The sequence below is a fragment of the Myxococcus sp. CA005 genome (genome assembly GCF_006518205.1).
Taxonomy (GTDB): Bacteria; Myxococcota; Myxococcia; order Myxococcales; family Myxococcaceae; genus Myxococcus; species Myxococcus xanthus.
This window is the reverse complement of sequence record NZ_SRLV01000005.1, coordinates 139,043-152,711: the sequence shown is the minus strand read 5'-3', so window position 1 is coordinate 152,711 and position 13,669 is coordinate 139,043. Positions and strand designations below refer to the sequence as shown.

10 protein-coding genes are annotated in these 13,669 nt (G+C 68.8%); 7 read left to right on the top strand and 3 right to left on the bottom strand.

Annotated features, from left to right (window positions below; translation table 11 throughout):
• Positions 1–237 precede the first annotated feature (237 nt).
• Positions 238–1,698, bottom strand: coding sequence for a M20 family peptidase (locus FMQ63_RS03715; RefSeq protein ID WP_171452311.1), 1,461 nt, complete (start codon positions 1,696–1,698; stop codon positions 238–240).
• A 191-nt stretch (positions 1,699–1,889) separates the two neighbouring features.
• Here FMQ63_RS03715 and FMQ63_RS03710 point away from each other — a divergent pair, with 191 nt between their 5' ends.
• Complete coding sequence (locus tag FMQ63_RS03710) at positions 1,890–3,680, top strand: glycosyl hydrolase family 18 protein (protein WP_020477593.1); 1,791 nt, start codon at positions 1,890–1,892, stop codon at positions 3,678–3,680.
• Between the two features lie 40 nt (positions 3,681–3,720).
• Entirely contained in the window at positions 3,721–4,539 is an 819-nt protein-coding gene (thiD, locus tag FMQ63_RS03705; RefSeq protein ID WP_011552363.1) for a bifunctional hydroxymethylpyrimidine kinase/phosphomethylpyrimidine kinase, read from the top strand.
• A gap of 21 nt (positions 4,540–4,560) precedes the next feature.
• Here thiD and FMQ63_RS03700 read toward each other — a convergent pair whose 3' ends face one another.
• On the bottom strand, positions 4,561–6,774 hold the full coding sequence (locus tag FMQ63_RS03700) for a M3 family metallopeptidase (RefSeq protein WP_011552362.1): 2,214 nt from the start codon (positions 6,772–6,774) through the stop codon (positions 4,561–4,563).
• Positions 6,775–6,970: 196 nt separating this feature from the next.
• Here FMQ63_RS03700 and FMQ63_RS03695 point away from each other — a divergent pair, with 196 nt between their 5' ends.
• Both FMQ63_RS03695 and FMQ63_RS03690 read left to right on the top strand, forming a co-directional pair.
• Complete coding sequence (locus FMQ63_RS03695) at positions 6,971–8,500, top strand: acetyl-CoA hydrolase/transferase C-terminal domain-containing protein (RefSeq protein WP_011552361.1); 1,530 nt, start codon at positions 6,971–6,973, stop codon at positions 8,498–8,500.
• A 10-nt stretch (positions 8,501–8,510) separates the two neighbouring features.
• Complete coding sequence (locus tag FMQ63_RS03690; RefSeq protein ID WP_011552360.1) at positions 8,511–9,227, top strand: tetratricopeptide repeat protein; 717 nt, start codon at positions 8,511–8,513, stop codon at positions 9,225–9,227.
• Between the two features lie 314 nt (positions 9,228–9,541).
• Here the strand turns inward: FMQ63_RS03690 and dusA are convergent, their stop codons facing one another.
• Positions 9,542–10,540: a tRNA dihydrouridine(20/20a) synthase DusA gene (gene dusA / locus FMQ63_RS03685; protein WP_011552359.1), complete on the bottom strand. Its 999-nt coding sequence runs from the start codon at positions 10,538–10,540 to the stop codon at positions 9,542–9,544.
• Positions 10,541–10,770: 230 nt separating this feature from the next.
• On the opposite strand from dusA, the gene FMQ63_RS03680 reads away from it, so the two are divergent.
• From FMQ63_RS03680 to FMQ63_RS03670, 3 genes are all read left to right on the top strand, one after another.
• Positions 10,771–11,781: an NAD(P)-dependent alcohol dehydrogenase gene (locus FMQ63_RS03680; protein ID WP_011552358.1), complete on the top strand. Its 1,011-nt coding sequence runs from the start codon at positions 10,771–10,773 to the stop codon at positions 11,779–11,781.
• 215 nt (positions 11,782–11,996) lie between these two features.
• Complete coding sequence (locus FMQ63_RS03675; protein ID WP_011552357.1) at positions 11,997–12,623, top strand: DUF47 domain-containing protein; 627 nt, start codon at positions 11,997–11,999, stop codon at positions 12,621–12,623.
• Positions 12,624–13,649 (top strand): inorganic phosphate transporter, encoded by a 1,026-nt coding sequence (locus tag FMQ63_RS03670; protein WP_011552356.1) that lies wholly within the window; start codon positions 12,624–12,626, stop codon positions 13,647–13,649. It abuts the gene before it with no gap.
• Positions 13,650–13,669 lie beyond the last annotated feature (20 nt).

Sequence of the window (13,669 nt, the reverse complement as noted above, 5' to 3'; positions counted from 1 at the left end):
AATGCTGAAAGTGCTTCGCACCGCTGTCAACGCGTCACGGCAGGTCAACGGATGCGCGGTGCAGACGGCGCACAGATGTGCAGGCAGAACGGACTTTCCATGAGCTCCCCGTCTGCTGCGCACATCTACATTCATGACAACAACGCCTGAAACATCACTTTCGTAGAAAGTCGGAAGCGGCGTGAAGCACGGGGCGCACACGTCCCGTGCGGGCCATTCCCCCCGTTCCCACCGGCGTCACTGGGCCACGTTGCGGACGTATTGGGCATAGAAGCGCACCGCGTCCGCGTAGCCCTTCACCGACACGCGCTCGTCCTTGCCGTGGAGGCGTGACAGGTCGGCGCCGTCCAGGCGCAGCGGCATGAAGCGGTAGACGTTCTCACTCAGCCCGGTGAAGTAGCGCGAATCCGTCGCGCCCAGCATGAGGTACGGGGCCACGACGACGTCGGGGAACACCTGGCGCACGCTGCGCTGGAGCTGCGACCACGCCTCGGAGTCCATGCGCGACACGGGCGACGGTTCACTGATGAAGCCCAGCGTGCGCACCTTCACCCGCGGGTCATCCACCACGCGCCGCACGTGCTCCAGCACGCCCGCCACGGAGTCTCCGGGGAGGATGCGGAAGTTCACCACCGCGCGGGCGCGGGCGGGCAGCACGTTGTCGCGCTCGCTGCCCTCGAACATGGTGGCCGCGGTGGTGGTGCGCACCGCCGCGTTGGTGGTGGCCTTCGCGGTGAGCTGGCGCAGCACCAGCGGCTCGAACAGCCACAGGTTGGCGAAGAGCGTGCGCATCCCGAAGCCCATCTCCGGCCCCGCGAACTCGAACAGGGCCCGGCTGCCACCGCGCAGCTTCGCGGGCATGGGCGCATCCTCCAGCCGGGAGATGGCGCGGCTCAGCACGCCCACGGCCGTCTGGGGCGGCGGCATGGACGAATGGCCGCCTTCGCCATCCGCCACCAACTCCGCGCTGGCGAAGCCCTTCTCCGACACGCCGACCAGGGCCACCGGTGAGGCCACGCCGGGCACGGTGCCGGACACAATCATCCCGCCCTCGTCCAGCACGGATTCCAGCGTCACGCCCCGCTCGCGGAGCAGCTTCGCCATCGCCTCCGCGCCCTCGCGCCCACCCACCTCTTCATCCCCACCGAAGGCGAGCAGCACCGTGCGCTTGGGCTGGAAGCCCGCCGCGAGCAGCGCCTCCACCGACTCCAGGATGCCGAACACGCTCCCCTTGTCGTCCAGCGCGCCCCGGCCCCAGACATAGCCGTCCGCCACCAGCCCGCTATAGGGCGGGTGAGTCCAGGACGCCTCCGTGCCGGGCTCCACGGGCACCACGTCCAGGTGCCCCAGCAGCAGCGCCGGGCGCAGCGACGCGTCCGTCCCCGTCCAGGTGTACAGCACCGAGTGCGCCCCCACGGGCTCGCGCTTCAGCGCCTGATGAAGCCGGGGGTATTGCTCCCGCATGTAGTCGTGGAGCGCGGTGAAGGCGGCGTCCTCCGCAGCCTGCCCCTCCGCCGCCGCCAGCGTCTTGAGCCGCAGCGCACCGCCCAGCCGGGCCGCGGCGGCATCCGCGTCCACGGTGAACTCCGCGGGCGCCTCCGGCTGGACCTGCCGAGAGGTGAAGCGAAAAGCCTTCGTGAGGAGAACCCCCGCGAGGGCAACGACGACAAACAACAACGACAAGAGGATGCGTTTCATCGGCAAGACTCGCGGTGGGGACGCCTCACGCTAGCAAAGGCGGCCCGCCACCCCACTGCGTCTCCAGGGCAGAGCCTCCACGGCAGGCCTCGCTTCCACGAACCACGGCTTTACAGAATTGCAACCATTTTCCATGTTCGCCGCGAAACGCAAGGCGTGTAGATGACGCGGCTCGTCGCAGGGGGTGCGCAGTGAAGAAGCCGTCCACGGTGTGGAGACAGCTCTGGCTTGGCCTGGTGTTGGGGACACTCGCTGGCTGCACCGCTGGAGGCGCGGAGGACCCGGGTCTTCCGGGCGCCCCGGGCGCGGCCACGGCCCAGGCAGCCGATGCCGAGGCCTTGGTGACGTGGCTGCCGCCCACGAGCGACGGCGGCCACCCGGTCATGTACTACATCGTGCGATGTGAGCCCGCCTGCGGCGGCGCCATCGTCACGTCGGACGAGTTCCAGGCCACCGTGCGCGGCCTCCACAACGGCTTCGCGTACACCTTCAAGGTCGCGGCGGTGAACATCAACGGGGAAGGTCCCGCCTCCGTGCAGTCGGAGCTGGTGACGCCGCAGCCCGGCCTCTCCATCCCCAACCCCACCGTCCCGGGCCAACCCCGTGGCGTCCGGGCCACGCCGGGCAACGGCCACGCCTTCGTGAGCTGGCTGGCTCCAGCCAGCTACGGTGGCCGGCCGCTGCGCCAATACCGGCTGACGGCGGAGCCAGGGGGCGTCTCCGTGATGGTGGACGCGCCGGCCGCGAGCGCCGTCATCCCCGGACTGGTCAACGGCGTGCCGTACCGCATCACCGTGGCGGCCACCAACGAGAAGGGGGAAGGCCCCGTCGCGGTCGCCAACACCATCCAGCCCCGCGCCGGGGGCGAGCCCACCGAATGGGTGACGGGCTACTTCGTGGGCTACCAACTGTGGATGCAGCCGGTGGACGCGGTGGACCTGGCGGGCATCACCCACCTCGTCGTGGGCCGCGTCAAGCCGAACCCCAACGGCACCCTCAACGCGAACTTCGACGCCAACATCGACGACAGCCACGGCCGCGCCATGGCCAAGGCCCTGGCGACGCGCGCGCACCAGCAAGGGCGCAAGGCGCTGCTGATGCTCGGCGGCTTCGGCGAGCATGAGCACTTCGTGCACGCGGCGTCCGAGGCCCAGCGCGCGCACTTCATCCGCAACATCATCCAGCTCATGGACGAGCTGGGCTACGACGGCATCGACGTCGACTGGGAGCCCATCATCCTGGCCGCGGACATCCCGGAAGGCGCGCCCATGGAGCCCGATGACGGAGAGCCCCTGCTCGCGCTGCTGGAGGGCCTGCGCGCCGCGCGGCCGGACATCATCCTCACAGTGCCGGTGGACTGGCTGAACTCCAACTTCAAGATGAGCCGCTATCGCGCCGACTTCATGAAGCAACTGGCGTCGCGCGTGGACCAGCTCAACATCATGTCCTACAAGATGAGCGGTCACTGGGGCGGCTGGGAGAGCTGGCACTCCAGTCCGCTCTACGGCCACTCGCAGTTCCACCCCACCTCCGTCTCGCACTCCGTGGAGGGCTACCTGGACGCGGGCGTGCCCGCGGGACGGCTGGGCATGGGCATTGGCTTCTTCGGGACGTGCTGGGGCGGCGTGACGGAGCCGAACACTCCCCTGGATGGTCGTGAGGGTGTCTTCGAGGGCCAGAGCGACAACTTCATGAGCTACACCAACATCATGACGCACTACTACCGTGCGGACGCCAGCCGCTGGGACGACGAGGCGAAGGTTCCCTACCTATCCTTCCCCACCGGCCACGGCCCGGGGCTCTGCAACTACGTCTCCTACGAGGACCCGCGCTCCATCTCCGTCAAGGGCCAGTACGCGCGCGAGAAGAACCTGGGCGGCGCCATCATCTGGACCATCAGCCAGGGGCACTTCCTCCAGCCGACGAACGGCCACAGGGACCCGCTGCTGGACGCGGTGAAACACGCCTTCCTGGACCCGTGAGCGCGGGAAGCACTGGCGGCGGAGCGCCCGCTCCCGCACCATGGCGGCCATGGAGACTTCGAAGTCCGTAGCCACCGCGCTCACCATCGCCGGCTCCGACAGCGGCGGCGGCGCCGGCATCCAGGCCGACCTGAGCACCTTCGCCTTCCACCGCGTTCACGGCACCAGCGCCCTGACGGCCATCACCGCACAGAACACACAGGGTGTCACTCGCGTGGACGTGATGGCCCCCGAAGCTGTCGCCGCGCAAATCGACGCCGTGGCCTCCGACATCGGCGCGGGCGCGGTGAAGACGGGCATGCTCGTCAACCCGGCCATCATCACCACGGTGGCCCAACGCTTGCGCGCGCTGGGCCTGGGTCCGCTGGTGGTGGACCCCGTCATGGTGTCCCGCGCCGGCGCGCGCCTCATCGACGACGCGGCGGTCGGCGCGCTCAAGGAGCTGCTGCTGCCCCTGGCCACGGTGGCCACGCCCAACCGGCACGAGGCGGAGCTGCTCGCCGGCATGAAGTTGGAGACGCTGGAGGACATGCGGGAGGCCGCGCGCCGCATCCACCGGCTCGGCCCCAAGGCGGTGCTGGTGAAGGGCGGCGGCATGACGGGTGCGCTGCGCGGCACCGACGTCTGGTTCGACGGCGAGCGCCTGGAGACGCTGCACCTGCGCGCGGTGGACACGCGCAACACCCACGGCACGGGTTGCACGCTGTCGGCGGCCATCGCCGCGCACCTGGCGCTGGGACAGCCGCCGCTGGAGGCCACGCGGCGCGCGAAGGACTACGTCACCGCCGCGCTGGAGCACCCCCTGCCCCTGGGCAAGGGCCCGGGCCCCTTCAGCCACTTCTTCCCGCTGGAGGGGTAGCCCGGGCCCGCCACCGGGCGACTACTTCGCGGCCTTCTTCGGCGCGGCCTGCGCGGCAGGCACGGGGAAGCCGCGCTTGCGCATCAGGGCCTGGATGCCCGCCTCACGGCCCCGGAAGGCGCGGTACGCGTCGGCCGGGTCCAGCGTGTTGCCCACGGAGAAGACGTGCTTGCGCAGGAGCGCGGCCACGTCCTTGTCGTAGGCGCCCTTGCCTTCGGTGAAGCGCTCGTAGGCGTCCGCCGTCAGCGTGTCCGACCACAGGTAGCTGTAGTAGCCCGCCGAGTATCCGTCACCCGCGAAGACGTGGCCGAACTGCGGCGTGCGGTGCCGCATGACGATTTCCTTCGGCATGCCCAGCGCGTTGAGCGTGTCGCGCTCGAAGGCGTCCGCGTCAATGGGCGTAGCCCCCGCCAGGTGCAGCTTCATGTCCACCAGCGCGCTGGACAGGTACTCCACCGTCCCGAAGCCCTGGTTGAAGGTGGCGGCCTTCTCGATGCGGTCCACCAGCGCCTGGGGAATGGGCTTCCCCGTCTGGTAGTGCAGCGCGTAGGTGTTCAGCACCTCGGGCGTGGACAGCCAGTGCTCCAGCAATTGCGAGGGGAACTCCACGTAGTCGCGCGCCACCGCGGTGCCGGCCAGCGACGGGTACGTCACGTTGGAGCTGAGGCCGTGCAGCGCGTGGCCGAACTCGTGGAACAGCGTGGAGGCATCCTCCCAGCTGATGAGGACGGGCTCACCGGGCTGGCCCTTCACGAAGTTGGAGTTGTTGGAGACGATGGTGGTGACTTCACCCCGGAACCGCTCCTGGCTGCGGTACGCGTTCATCCACGCGCCGGAGCGCTTGCCCTTGCGCGCGTACGGGTCGAAGTACCACAAGCCCACGTGACGCCCGCTGGCCTGGTCCTTCACCTCCCAGACGCGCACGTCGGGGTGGAACACGGGCACGTCGTTCACCTGCGTGAAGGAGAAGCCGAACAGCTCGCCGGCCACCCAGAACATGCCCTCGCGCAGCTTCTCCAACTGGAGGTAGGGCTTCACCTCGTTCTGGTCCAGGTCGTACTTCGCCTTGCGGACCTTCTCCGCGTAGTAGCGGTAGTCCCAGGGTTCAATCTTGAGCTTCGCGCCCTCCTTGTTGGCCACGCGCTGCATGTCCGCGACCTCTTCGTGAACGCGGGCCACCGCGGGCTTCCAGACGGCCTCCATCAGCTCCATGGCGCGCTCGGGCGTGCGGGCCATGGCGTTCTCCAGCCGCCAGTGCGCGTGCGTCTTGTAGCCCAGCAGCGTGGCGCGCTCGGCGCGCAGCTTCAGGACTTCGGCGATGATGACGTTGTTGTCGCGCGCGTCGCCGTTGTCACCTCGGTTGACGTAGTTGCGCCAGACCTTCTCGCGCAGGTCGCGCCGCGACGAGTACGTCAGGAACGGCTCCATGGAGGAGCGCGTGTTGGTGATGAGCCACTTGCCCTTCTGACCGCGCGACTCGGCCGCGGCGGCGGCGCCCGCGCGCACGGAGTCCGGCAGGCCCGCCAGGTCCGCCTCGGACTCCAGGACGACGGTGTAGCCCTCTTCGTCCGCGAGCACGTTCTGGCTGAAGGACGTGTAGAGCGACGCCAGCCGCTGGTTGATGGCCGCCAGCTTCTGCTTGGCCGCCGCGTCCAGCTTCGCGCCGGAGCGGACGAAGCGCGTGTAGTGCAGCCAGGTGAGCCGCTGCTGCTCGGGCGTCAGCTTCGCCTTGTCGGGCGACTGGTACACCGCCTCGATGCGGCGGAAGAGCGCCTCGTTCTGGAAGATTTCGTCGTCGAAGGCGGCCAGCTTCGGCGCCATCTCCCGCTCCAGCGCCTGGAACTCCGGCCCGCTCATGGACGAGCTCCAGATGCCGTAGAGCGTCTCCACTTCGCCCTGCGTCTTGCCGGCGGACTCCAGCGCGACGATGGTGTTCTCGAACGTGGGCGCCGAGGTGTCGTTCGCGATGGCCGCCAGTTCGCCGCGCGTCCGCTCCATCGCGGCCTCGAGCGCTGGCTTGAAGAGCTCCACCTTCACCTGGTCGAACGGCGGAACGCCGCCATGGGCGCCCGTCCACTTCGCGATCAGCGGGTTGGTCTGCTCCGGAGCAGCCGGCGCGGCGGGGGCGGTCGTCTGGGGCGCGGTGGCCAAGTTCTGGGACTCCTGCGAGGTCGTCGCACAGCCGGTGGACACGAGTACGGCCATGCCCGCGCCAGCGAAGAAGAGCTTACGCATGTAGAGGATGTCTCCCGACGAAAGGGGGGCTACCTGAAGAGGGACGCAGCCTAGCGGCATCGCGTCGCGAACCGGGGGACGGAATCGCGGGCACACCAACATGCCTGCCTGCCCATCTGTTCCCGGCCAACACCATGGTCACGGGAAAGACGCGGTGTGTTACACCCATTGCCCCCACAGCATTCACCCTCCAGGAATGACCGTGACGAGCACGCTGAAGGACCGCATCGAGAACACCGAGTTGCTGGCGAAGGTCGTCCCCGTCGAAGAGGCGGTGAAGCACGTCGTCCACGGCAACACCGTGGCCATCAGCGGCTTCACCAAGTCGGGTGAGCCGAAGACGTTCCTGCCGGCGCTTGCCTGGCACTTCTCCCAGACGGCACCGGACGCCCGCATCACCCTGCTGTCCGGCGCGTCCCTGTCCGAGGATGTGGAGGGCCCCATGGCGCCCTTCATCGCCAAGCGCGGTCCGTACATGTCCTCGCCTGCCTCGCGGCGCCGCATCCATGCCGGAGAGATGGACTTCACGGACGTCCACCTGTCCGCCTTCGCGCGCAACCTGATGTATGGCTTCTACGGCGACATCGACGTGGCCGTCGTCGAGGTGTCGCGCATCCGGAAGAACGGCAGCGTCGTCCTCACGTCGTCGGTGGGAATCAGCGCGGAGGCGCTGGCCCGCGCGAAGAAGATCGTCCTCGAGGTCAACACCTCCGGGCCGGACTACACGGGCTTCCACGACATCGTCCTGCCCGCCGTCCATCCGCACGTGGGCTGGCCGCTGCCGCTGGTGAACGTGAGGGACCGCATCGGCAACCCCTACGTGGAGCTCGACCTGAGCAAGGTGGTGGCGGTGGTGGAGTCCCGCACGCCCGACCACCCGGTGCCCTTCAAGGCGGCGGATGACACCGCCAAGCGCATCGCCGAGCACGTCATCGACTTCCTGATGCGCTGCCGTGAGCAGTACCAGTGGGGCAAGCGCCTGCCGCCCATCCAGTCCGGCGTGGGCAACGTGGCCAACGCCATCATCAGCCAGCTCTACGACTCTCCCTTCCAGAAAATCCGCTTCTGGACCGAGGTCTTCCAGGACGGGATGTTGCGCTACGTGGAGGACGACGCAAAGTTCGAATACGCGTCCGCCACCGCGGTGTCCTTCTCCTCTGAGGGCCGCCAGCGCTTCCTCGACATGTTCGAGCGGAGCAAGGACCGGCTGGTGCTGCGGCCCATGTGGCTGTCCAACAGCCCCGAAATCATCTCTCGCCTCTTCGTCATCGCGATGAACACCCCCATCGAGGTGGACATCTACGGGCACGTCAACTCCACGCACATCGACGGTTCGCGCATCGTCAACGGCCTGGGCGGCTCGGGTGACTTCTTCCGCAACGCGTACCTGAGCATCGTCCACACGCCGTCCACGCGAAAGCTGCGGGATGGCCGCACCGTGAGCTGTGTCATGCCGTACGTGCGGCACATCGACCACACCGAGCACGACATCAAGTGCGTCGTCACCGAGCAGGGCTACGCGCTCAACATGGACATCCGCTCGCCCAAGCGGCGCGCCCAGGACATCATCGACCGCTGCGCGCACCCCTACTTCCGGCCGCTGCTGCACGCGTACCTGGACATGGCGGGCCCTGGCGACGAGCCGCGCGCCACCGACATGAAGGTGCTCCAGGGCTGGTGGGCGGACTACGACGCGGCGACGCGTGCCTTCCCCCAGAACGGCTGAGACCCCGGCGGTGGAGCGCAACGGCCGCGAAGCCTGTCCCCCGGAGCTGGCCGCCCAACTCCGGGAGGTGGACCGCCTGCGACGCAGCGGGCGTTACGCATCCGCCCTCACGCTCGCGCGAGCGCTGGCGGAGGCGCATCCCCGGCAGGCCCGCGTGCTGCTGGAAGTGGCGCAGACGCTGGCCATCTGGGGCGGCGTCCCCGGGGAAGCGCTGGAGTGGTACGAGCGCGTGCTGGCGCTGGCCCCCGGCCACCTCACCAGCCGACTGCACCGCGCCTTGTGCCTGTCACGCCTGAGCCGCCATGAAGAGGCGGTCGCGGACTTCGACGCGCTTGTCGCCTCGGGCTACCGCAAGGCACTGGTGCTGCACATGAAGCGCGCCGAGGCGCTGGAGGCGCTGGGCCGGGATGAAGCAGCGGAGCGGGACTGGACGCTCGCGATTGAGGAGGCCCTGGGCAACCCGTGGCTGCTCCAGCAGCGCGCCGCCGCGCGGGCCCGCCTGGGCCGGCTGGACGACGCGGCGCAGGACCTCACCGAGGCGCTAGCGTCCCAGACGGGCGACGAGGTGGACCCGGAGCTGCTGCACGCGCGCGGTGTGTTGCGTGAGCGGCAAGGTGACGTGGACGGTGCGCGCGCGGACTTCGAGGCGGGACTCTCCGCCTTTCGTGAAGGCGACCCACCCGCCCTGCTGGACGCGCTTCGTGAAGGAACCATGCGCAAACCATGACGGGCCCTTCGCGGCCACGGCATGCGACAAGAATGGCCATGCACACGGCGGCTCCGGCCGCGGGTGCTGATTCCGGGCCTGATGCTCCCGGAGGGGCGGGGGTGCTCGCGAGTGGGCCGAGCGCCGATGCAATGCCTGACACCACGTGAGAGCGCCGACTTGGGGCGGTGCTTGGGAACCACGTTGGTGGAGGGGAGCGTCGTGCGGGCGCGGACCACGCCGAGCGCAGCGGTGGGCCAGAGGGAATCGCATGCCGGGCCGAAAGGAAGCGGCTCGTACCTGCGGTTCCCTCTGGTGTCGGGGTGATGCCCCAGTCAGGCCGCGACTTCGGCTTCGGGCTCCCGCCGCACCTTCGCCAGCGCCGCCACGACGACCTCCGGCCCGGCGCCCTGCTTGTGGGCATTCTCACTCAGGTGCCTGCGCCACGCGCGCGCCCCCGGGAGCCCCTGGAAGAGCCCCAGCATGTGTCGGGTGATGGCGCCCAGCGGCGCGCCGCGCAGCATGGCCTTCTCGATGTACGGCAGCATGGCCTCGACGACTTCGTGCCGCTGCGGCACCGGCGTGGTGGCGCCGAAGAAACGGCGGTCGGCCTCGGCCAGCAGGTACGGGTTCTCATACGGGGCGCGGCCCATCATCACCCCGTCCACATGGCGCAACTGCTCCGCGGCGGCGTCCAGCGTCTTGATGCCGCCGTTGATGCTGATGTCCAGGTGCGGGAACTCCACCTTGAGCCGGTGCACCAGGTCGTAGCGCAGCGGCGGGACGTCGCGGTTCTCCTTGGGGCTCAGCCCCTGGAGCCATGCCTTGCGCGCGTGCACGATGAAGCGGGTGCAGCCCGCGGCGGACACCTTCCGGATGAAGCCCTCCAGCGTGGGCCACTCCTCCAACTCGTCGATGGCGATGCGCGACTTCACCGTCACCGGGATGCTCACCGCCTCTCGCATCGCCCCCACCAGCCGAGCCACCAGGTCCGGCTCCGCCATCAGGCACGCGCCGAAGCGGCCCGACTGGACGCGGTCGCTCGGGCAACCCACGTTGAGGTTGATTTCGTCGTAGCCCCACTGCTCGCCGATGCGGGCGGACTCGGCGAGCGCCGCCGGCTCCGAACCGCCAAGCTGAAGCGCCACCGGGTGCTCCGCGGCGTCGTAGCCCAGCAGCCGCTCCCGGTCGCCATGCAGGATTGCGCCCGTGGTGACCATCTCCGTGTAAAGCAGCGTGTGGCGGCTGAGCTGGCGATGGAAGTACCGGCAGTTGCGGTCCGTCCAGTCCATCATCGGCGCGACAGACAGCGGCATGGGATGAGTCGGCATCATGCGAGAACCCGGGGCAGCAACCGGAGCGTCCCGTTCGGCGGGCCGCTCCCCTGCCGCCTGCATGTAGCCGGGTTTTCCGCCCCTGCCCACCCCTTTGCCGCCCCTCTTCCCTGGCCACCGGGCAGGCGCCCACGGCGAACCACTTCACTCCGGGCAAATCCACCCAGCCAGCGAGCCCTTCCCGCATGGTTGTCTGGCCGCCCTGACGGTCCGTGGATAGTCATGCCCGCATGAAAGCCTACGAACTGAAGCAGACAGGGAGCGCCGACGCATGGGTGCAGGTGGAGCGGCCGGAGCCCACGCCGGGCCACGGCCAGGCGCTGGTCCGGATCCGCGCGGTGTCCCTCAACTACCGGGACCTCTACATCGCCCTGGGCCGCTATCCCGGACCGCGCCCTGCCTCCCTCATCCCCGTGTCGGACGGCGCGGGAGAAGTCGTGGCCGTGGGCCCCGGCGTCTCACGCGTGACGCCGGGTGACCGCGTGGCCCCCACCTTCTTCCAGACCTGGACGGATGGCCCAGCCTCGCCGGAGAAGACGCGGAACGCCCTGGGTGGCAGCGTGAATGGCGTGCTCGCGGAGTACGTCGTCGTGGACGCGGAGGGGCTCGTCCTCCTCCCTGACCACCTGTCCTTCGAGGAAGGCGCCACCCTCCCGTGCGCCGCCGTCACCGCCTGGAACGCCCTGGTCGCCGAAGGCCGGCTCCAGCCGGGCCAGACGGTGCTGGCGCAGGGCACCGGCGGCGTGTCCATCTTCGCGCTCCAGTTGGCCAAGGCGCTGGGGGCGCGCGTCCTCATCACCTCCAGCCAGGACGCGAAGCTGAAGCACGCCCGGACGTTGGGTGCGGATGGCACCATCAACTACAAGACGCACCCGGACTGGGAGGAGCAGGTGCTGGCGCTCACCGGCGGCCAGGGCGTGGACCACGTCCTGGAGGTGGCCGGCGAGGAGACATTCCCCCACTCCGTCCGGGCCACGAAGCCCGGGGGCCACATCTCCCTCATCGGCATGCTCAGCGGCGGCTTCGCCAAGCCGGACCCCGCCCTGGTGGAGCCCAAGAAGCTCGACGTCCAGCGGACTTACGTGGGCAGCCGCGCCATGTTCGAGGACATGAACCGGCTCCTCATCCAGCACCGCCTCGAGCCCGTCATCGACCGGAGCTTCCCCTTTGAGCAGGCGCGCGAGGCCCTGCGTTACATGGAGTCCGGCGCCCACTTCGGGAAGATTGTCATCGCCGTCTGAGCGGCCGGGGCGCGAGCAAGGTGGCCAGCCCTGGCTCCCACCCTCTGCCACCGGCGGGCGCGCCCTAGCGAGGGAGAAAGCCACAGGCAAGCAGAAAGGAAGGCTGGAGATTCTCTCCACTTAGGGTAGTCACGGGCGCGCCAAGGGTGCGTGACAGACATGTCAACCGCCCTCAAGAACGGCGTCGCCTGCCCTCAGGCGACTTGGAGGGACGGATGCTCGAGAAGCTGATGCCGAAGTCGGACGAGTTCTTCGACGACTTCGATGCGCAATGTGCCGTCACCGTCGAAGGCGCGAAGATGCTCTACGAGTTGCTCAGTGACTACCGCGACGTCGGCCCGCGGGTCCAAGCGCTCAAGGACGCGGAGCACCGTGGGGACGAAGTCACCCACACCGCCTTCAACCGTCTGCACAAGCAGTTCATCACCCCATTCGACCGGGGACAGATTCACACCCTGCTCTCCCGCATCGACGACGTGTTGGATTTGACCAACGCCGCCGCCGCCCGCCTGCACTACTACGAAATCCCGGCCAGCCTGCCGGACGCCACGGAGCTGGCACGCCTGCTGGTGCTGTCCACGCAGAAGGTGCAGGAAGTGGTGGCCGCGCTGCGGCTCATCAAGAAGCCGGAGCAGATTCTCGCCGGGTGCAAGGAAATCAAGCGCCTGGAGACGCAGGCGGATGAAGCCCTGCGCTCGGGTGTCGGCCGGCTCTTCAAGAGCGGCGCAGACACGCTGCTCATCATCAAGTGGAAGGAGATTTACGACTTCATTGAGACCGCCACCGACAAGTGCCAGTCGGTGGCGAACGTCATCGAAGGCGTGGTGCTGGAGCACAGCTAAATGCTACTCGCCGCCGTCATCCTCATTGTCGCGGTCGCACTCATCTTCGATTTCATCAATGGATTCCACGACGCGGCGAACTCCATCGCCACCGTGGTCTCCACCCGAGTGCTGTCCCCCAACCTCGCCGTGGCCTGGGCCGCGTTCTTCAACTTCGTGGCGGCCTTTGGCGGGAACGTCCACGTGGCCAACACCATGGGCAAGGGCATCATCAACTTCGAGATGCTCCGGGCTCAGGGCCCCAGCGCGGTGCTCGCCGTCATCTTCTCCGCCCTCATGGGCGCCATCGTCTGGAACCTGTTGACGTGGTGGTGGGGCCTGCCCTCCTCGTCGTCGCACGCGCTGGCCGGAGGCATGATTGGCGCCACGCTGCCGGTGCTTGGCTTCGCGGGCCTGGTGGGCTCGGGCATCGCGAAGATCGCCGCCTTCATCGTGCTGTCGCCGCTCATTGGCATGACGCTGGGCATCGGTCTGATGGTGTTGAGCACGTGGGCGGTGCACCGCCAGACACCGCTGAAGGTGGACTCGTGGTTCCGCCGGCTGCAGCTCGTGTCGTCCGCCATCTTCTCCTACAGCCACGGCACCAATGACGCGCAGAAGGTGATGGGCATCATCGCGGTGGTGCTCTTCGGCACCATCTGGCAGGACCGGCCGTTCCACATCGACTGGTGGATGATCATCTCCTGCCACGCGGCCATCGCCCTGGGGACCTTCTTCGGCGGGTGGCGCATCGTCCGCACCATGGGCCACAGCCTCACCAAGCTGGCGCCCATCGGCGGCTTCGCCGCGGAGACGGGCGGCGGCGTCACCATCATCGCGCTGGCCCAACTGGGCATCCCCGTGTCCACCACGCACACCATCACCGGCGCCATCGTCGGCGTGGGCGCCACCCGGGGCTGGCGCGCGGTGAAGTGGGGCGTCGCCGGCCGCATCATCTGGGCCTGGGTGGTCACCATCCCGGCCGCGGCGCTGACCGCGGTGGTCTTCTACGGACTCACCCAGGTGGTCATGCGCCTGGCAAGCTGAGCGCTGGGGAGGGCTCGCAT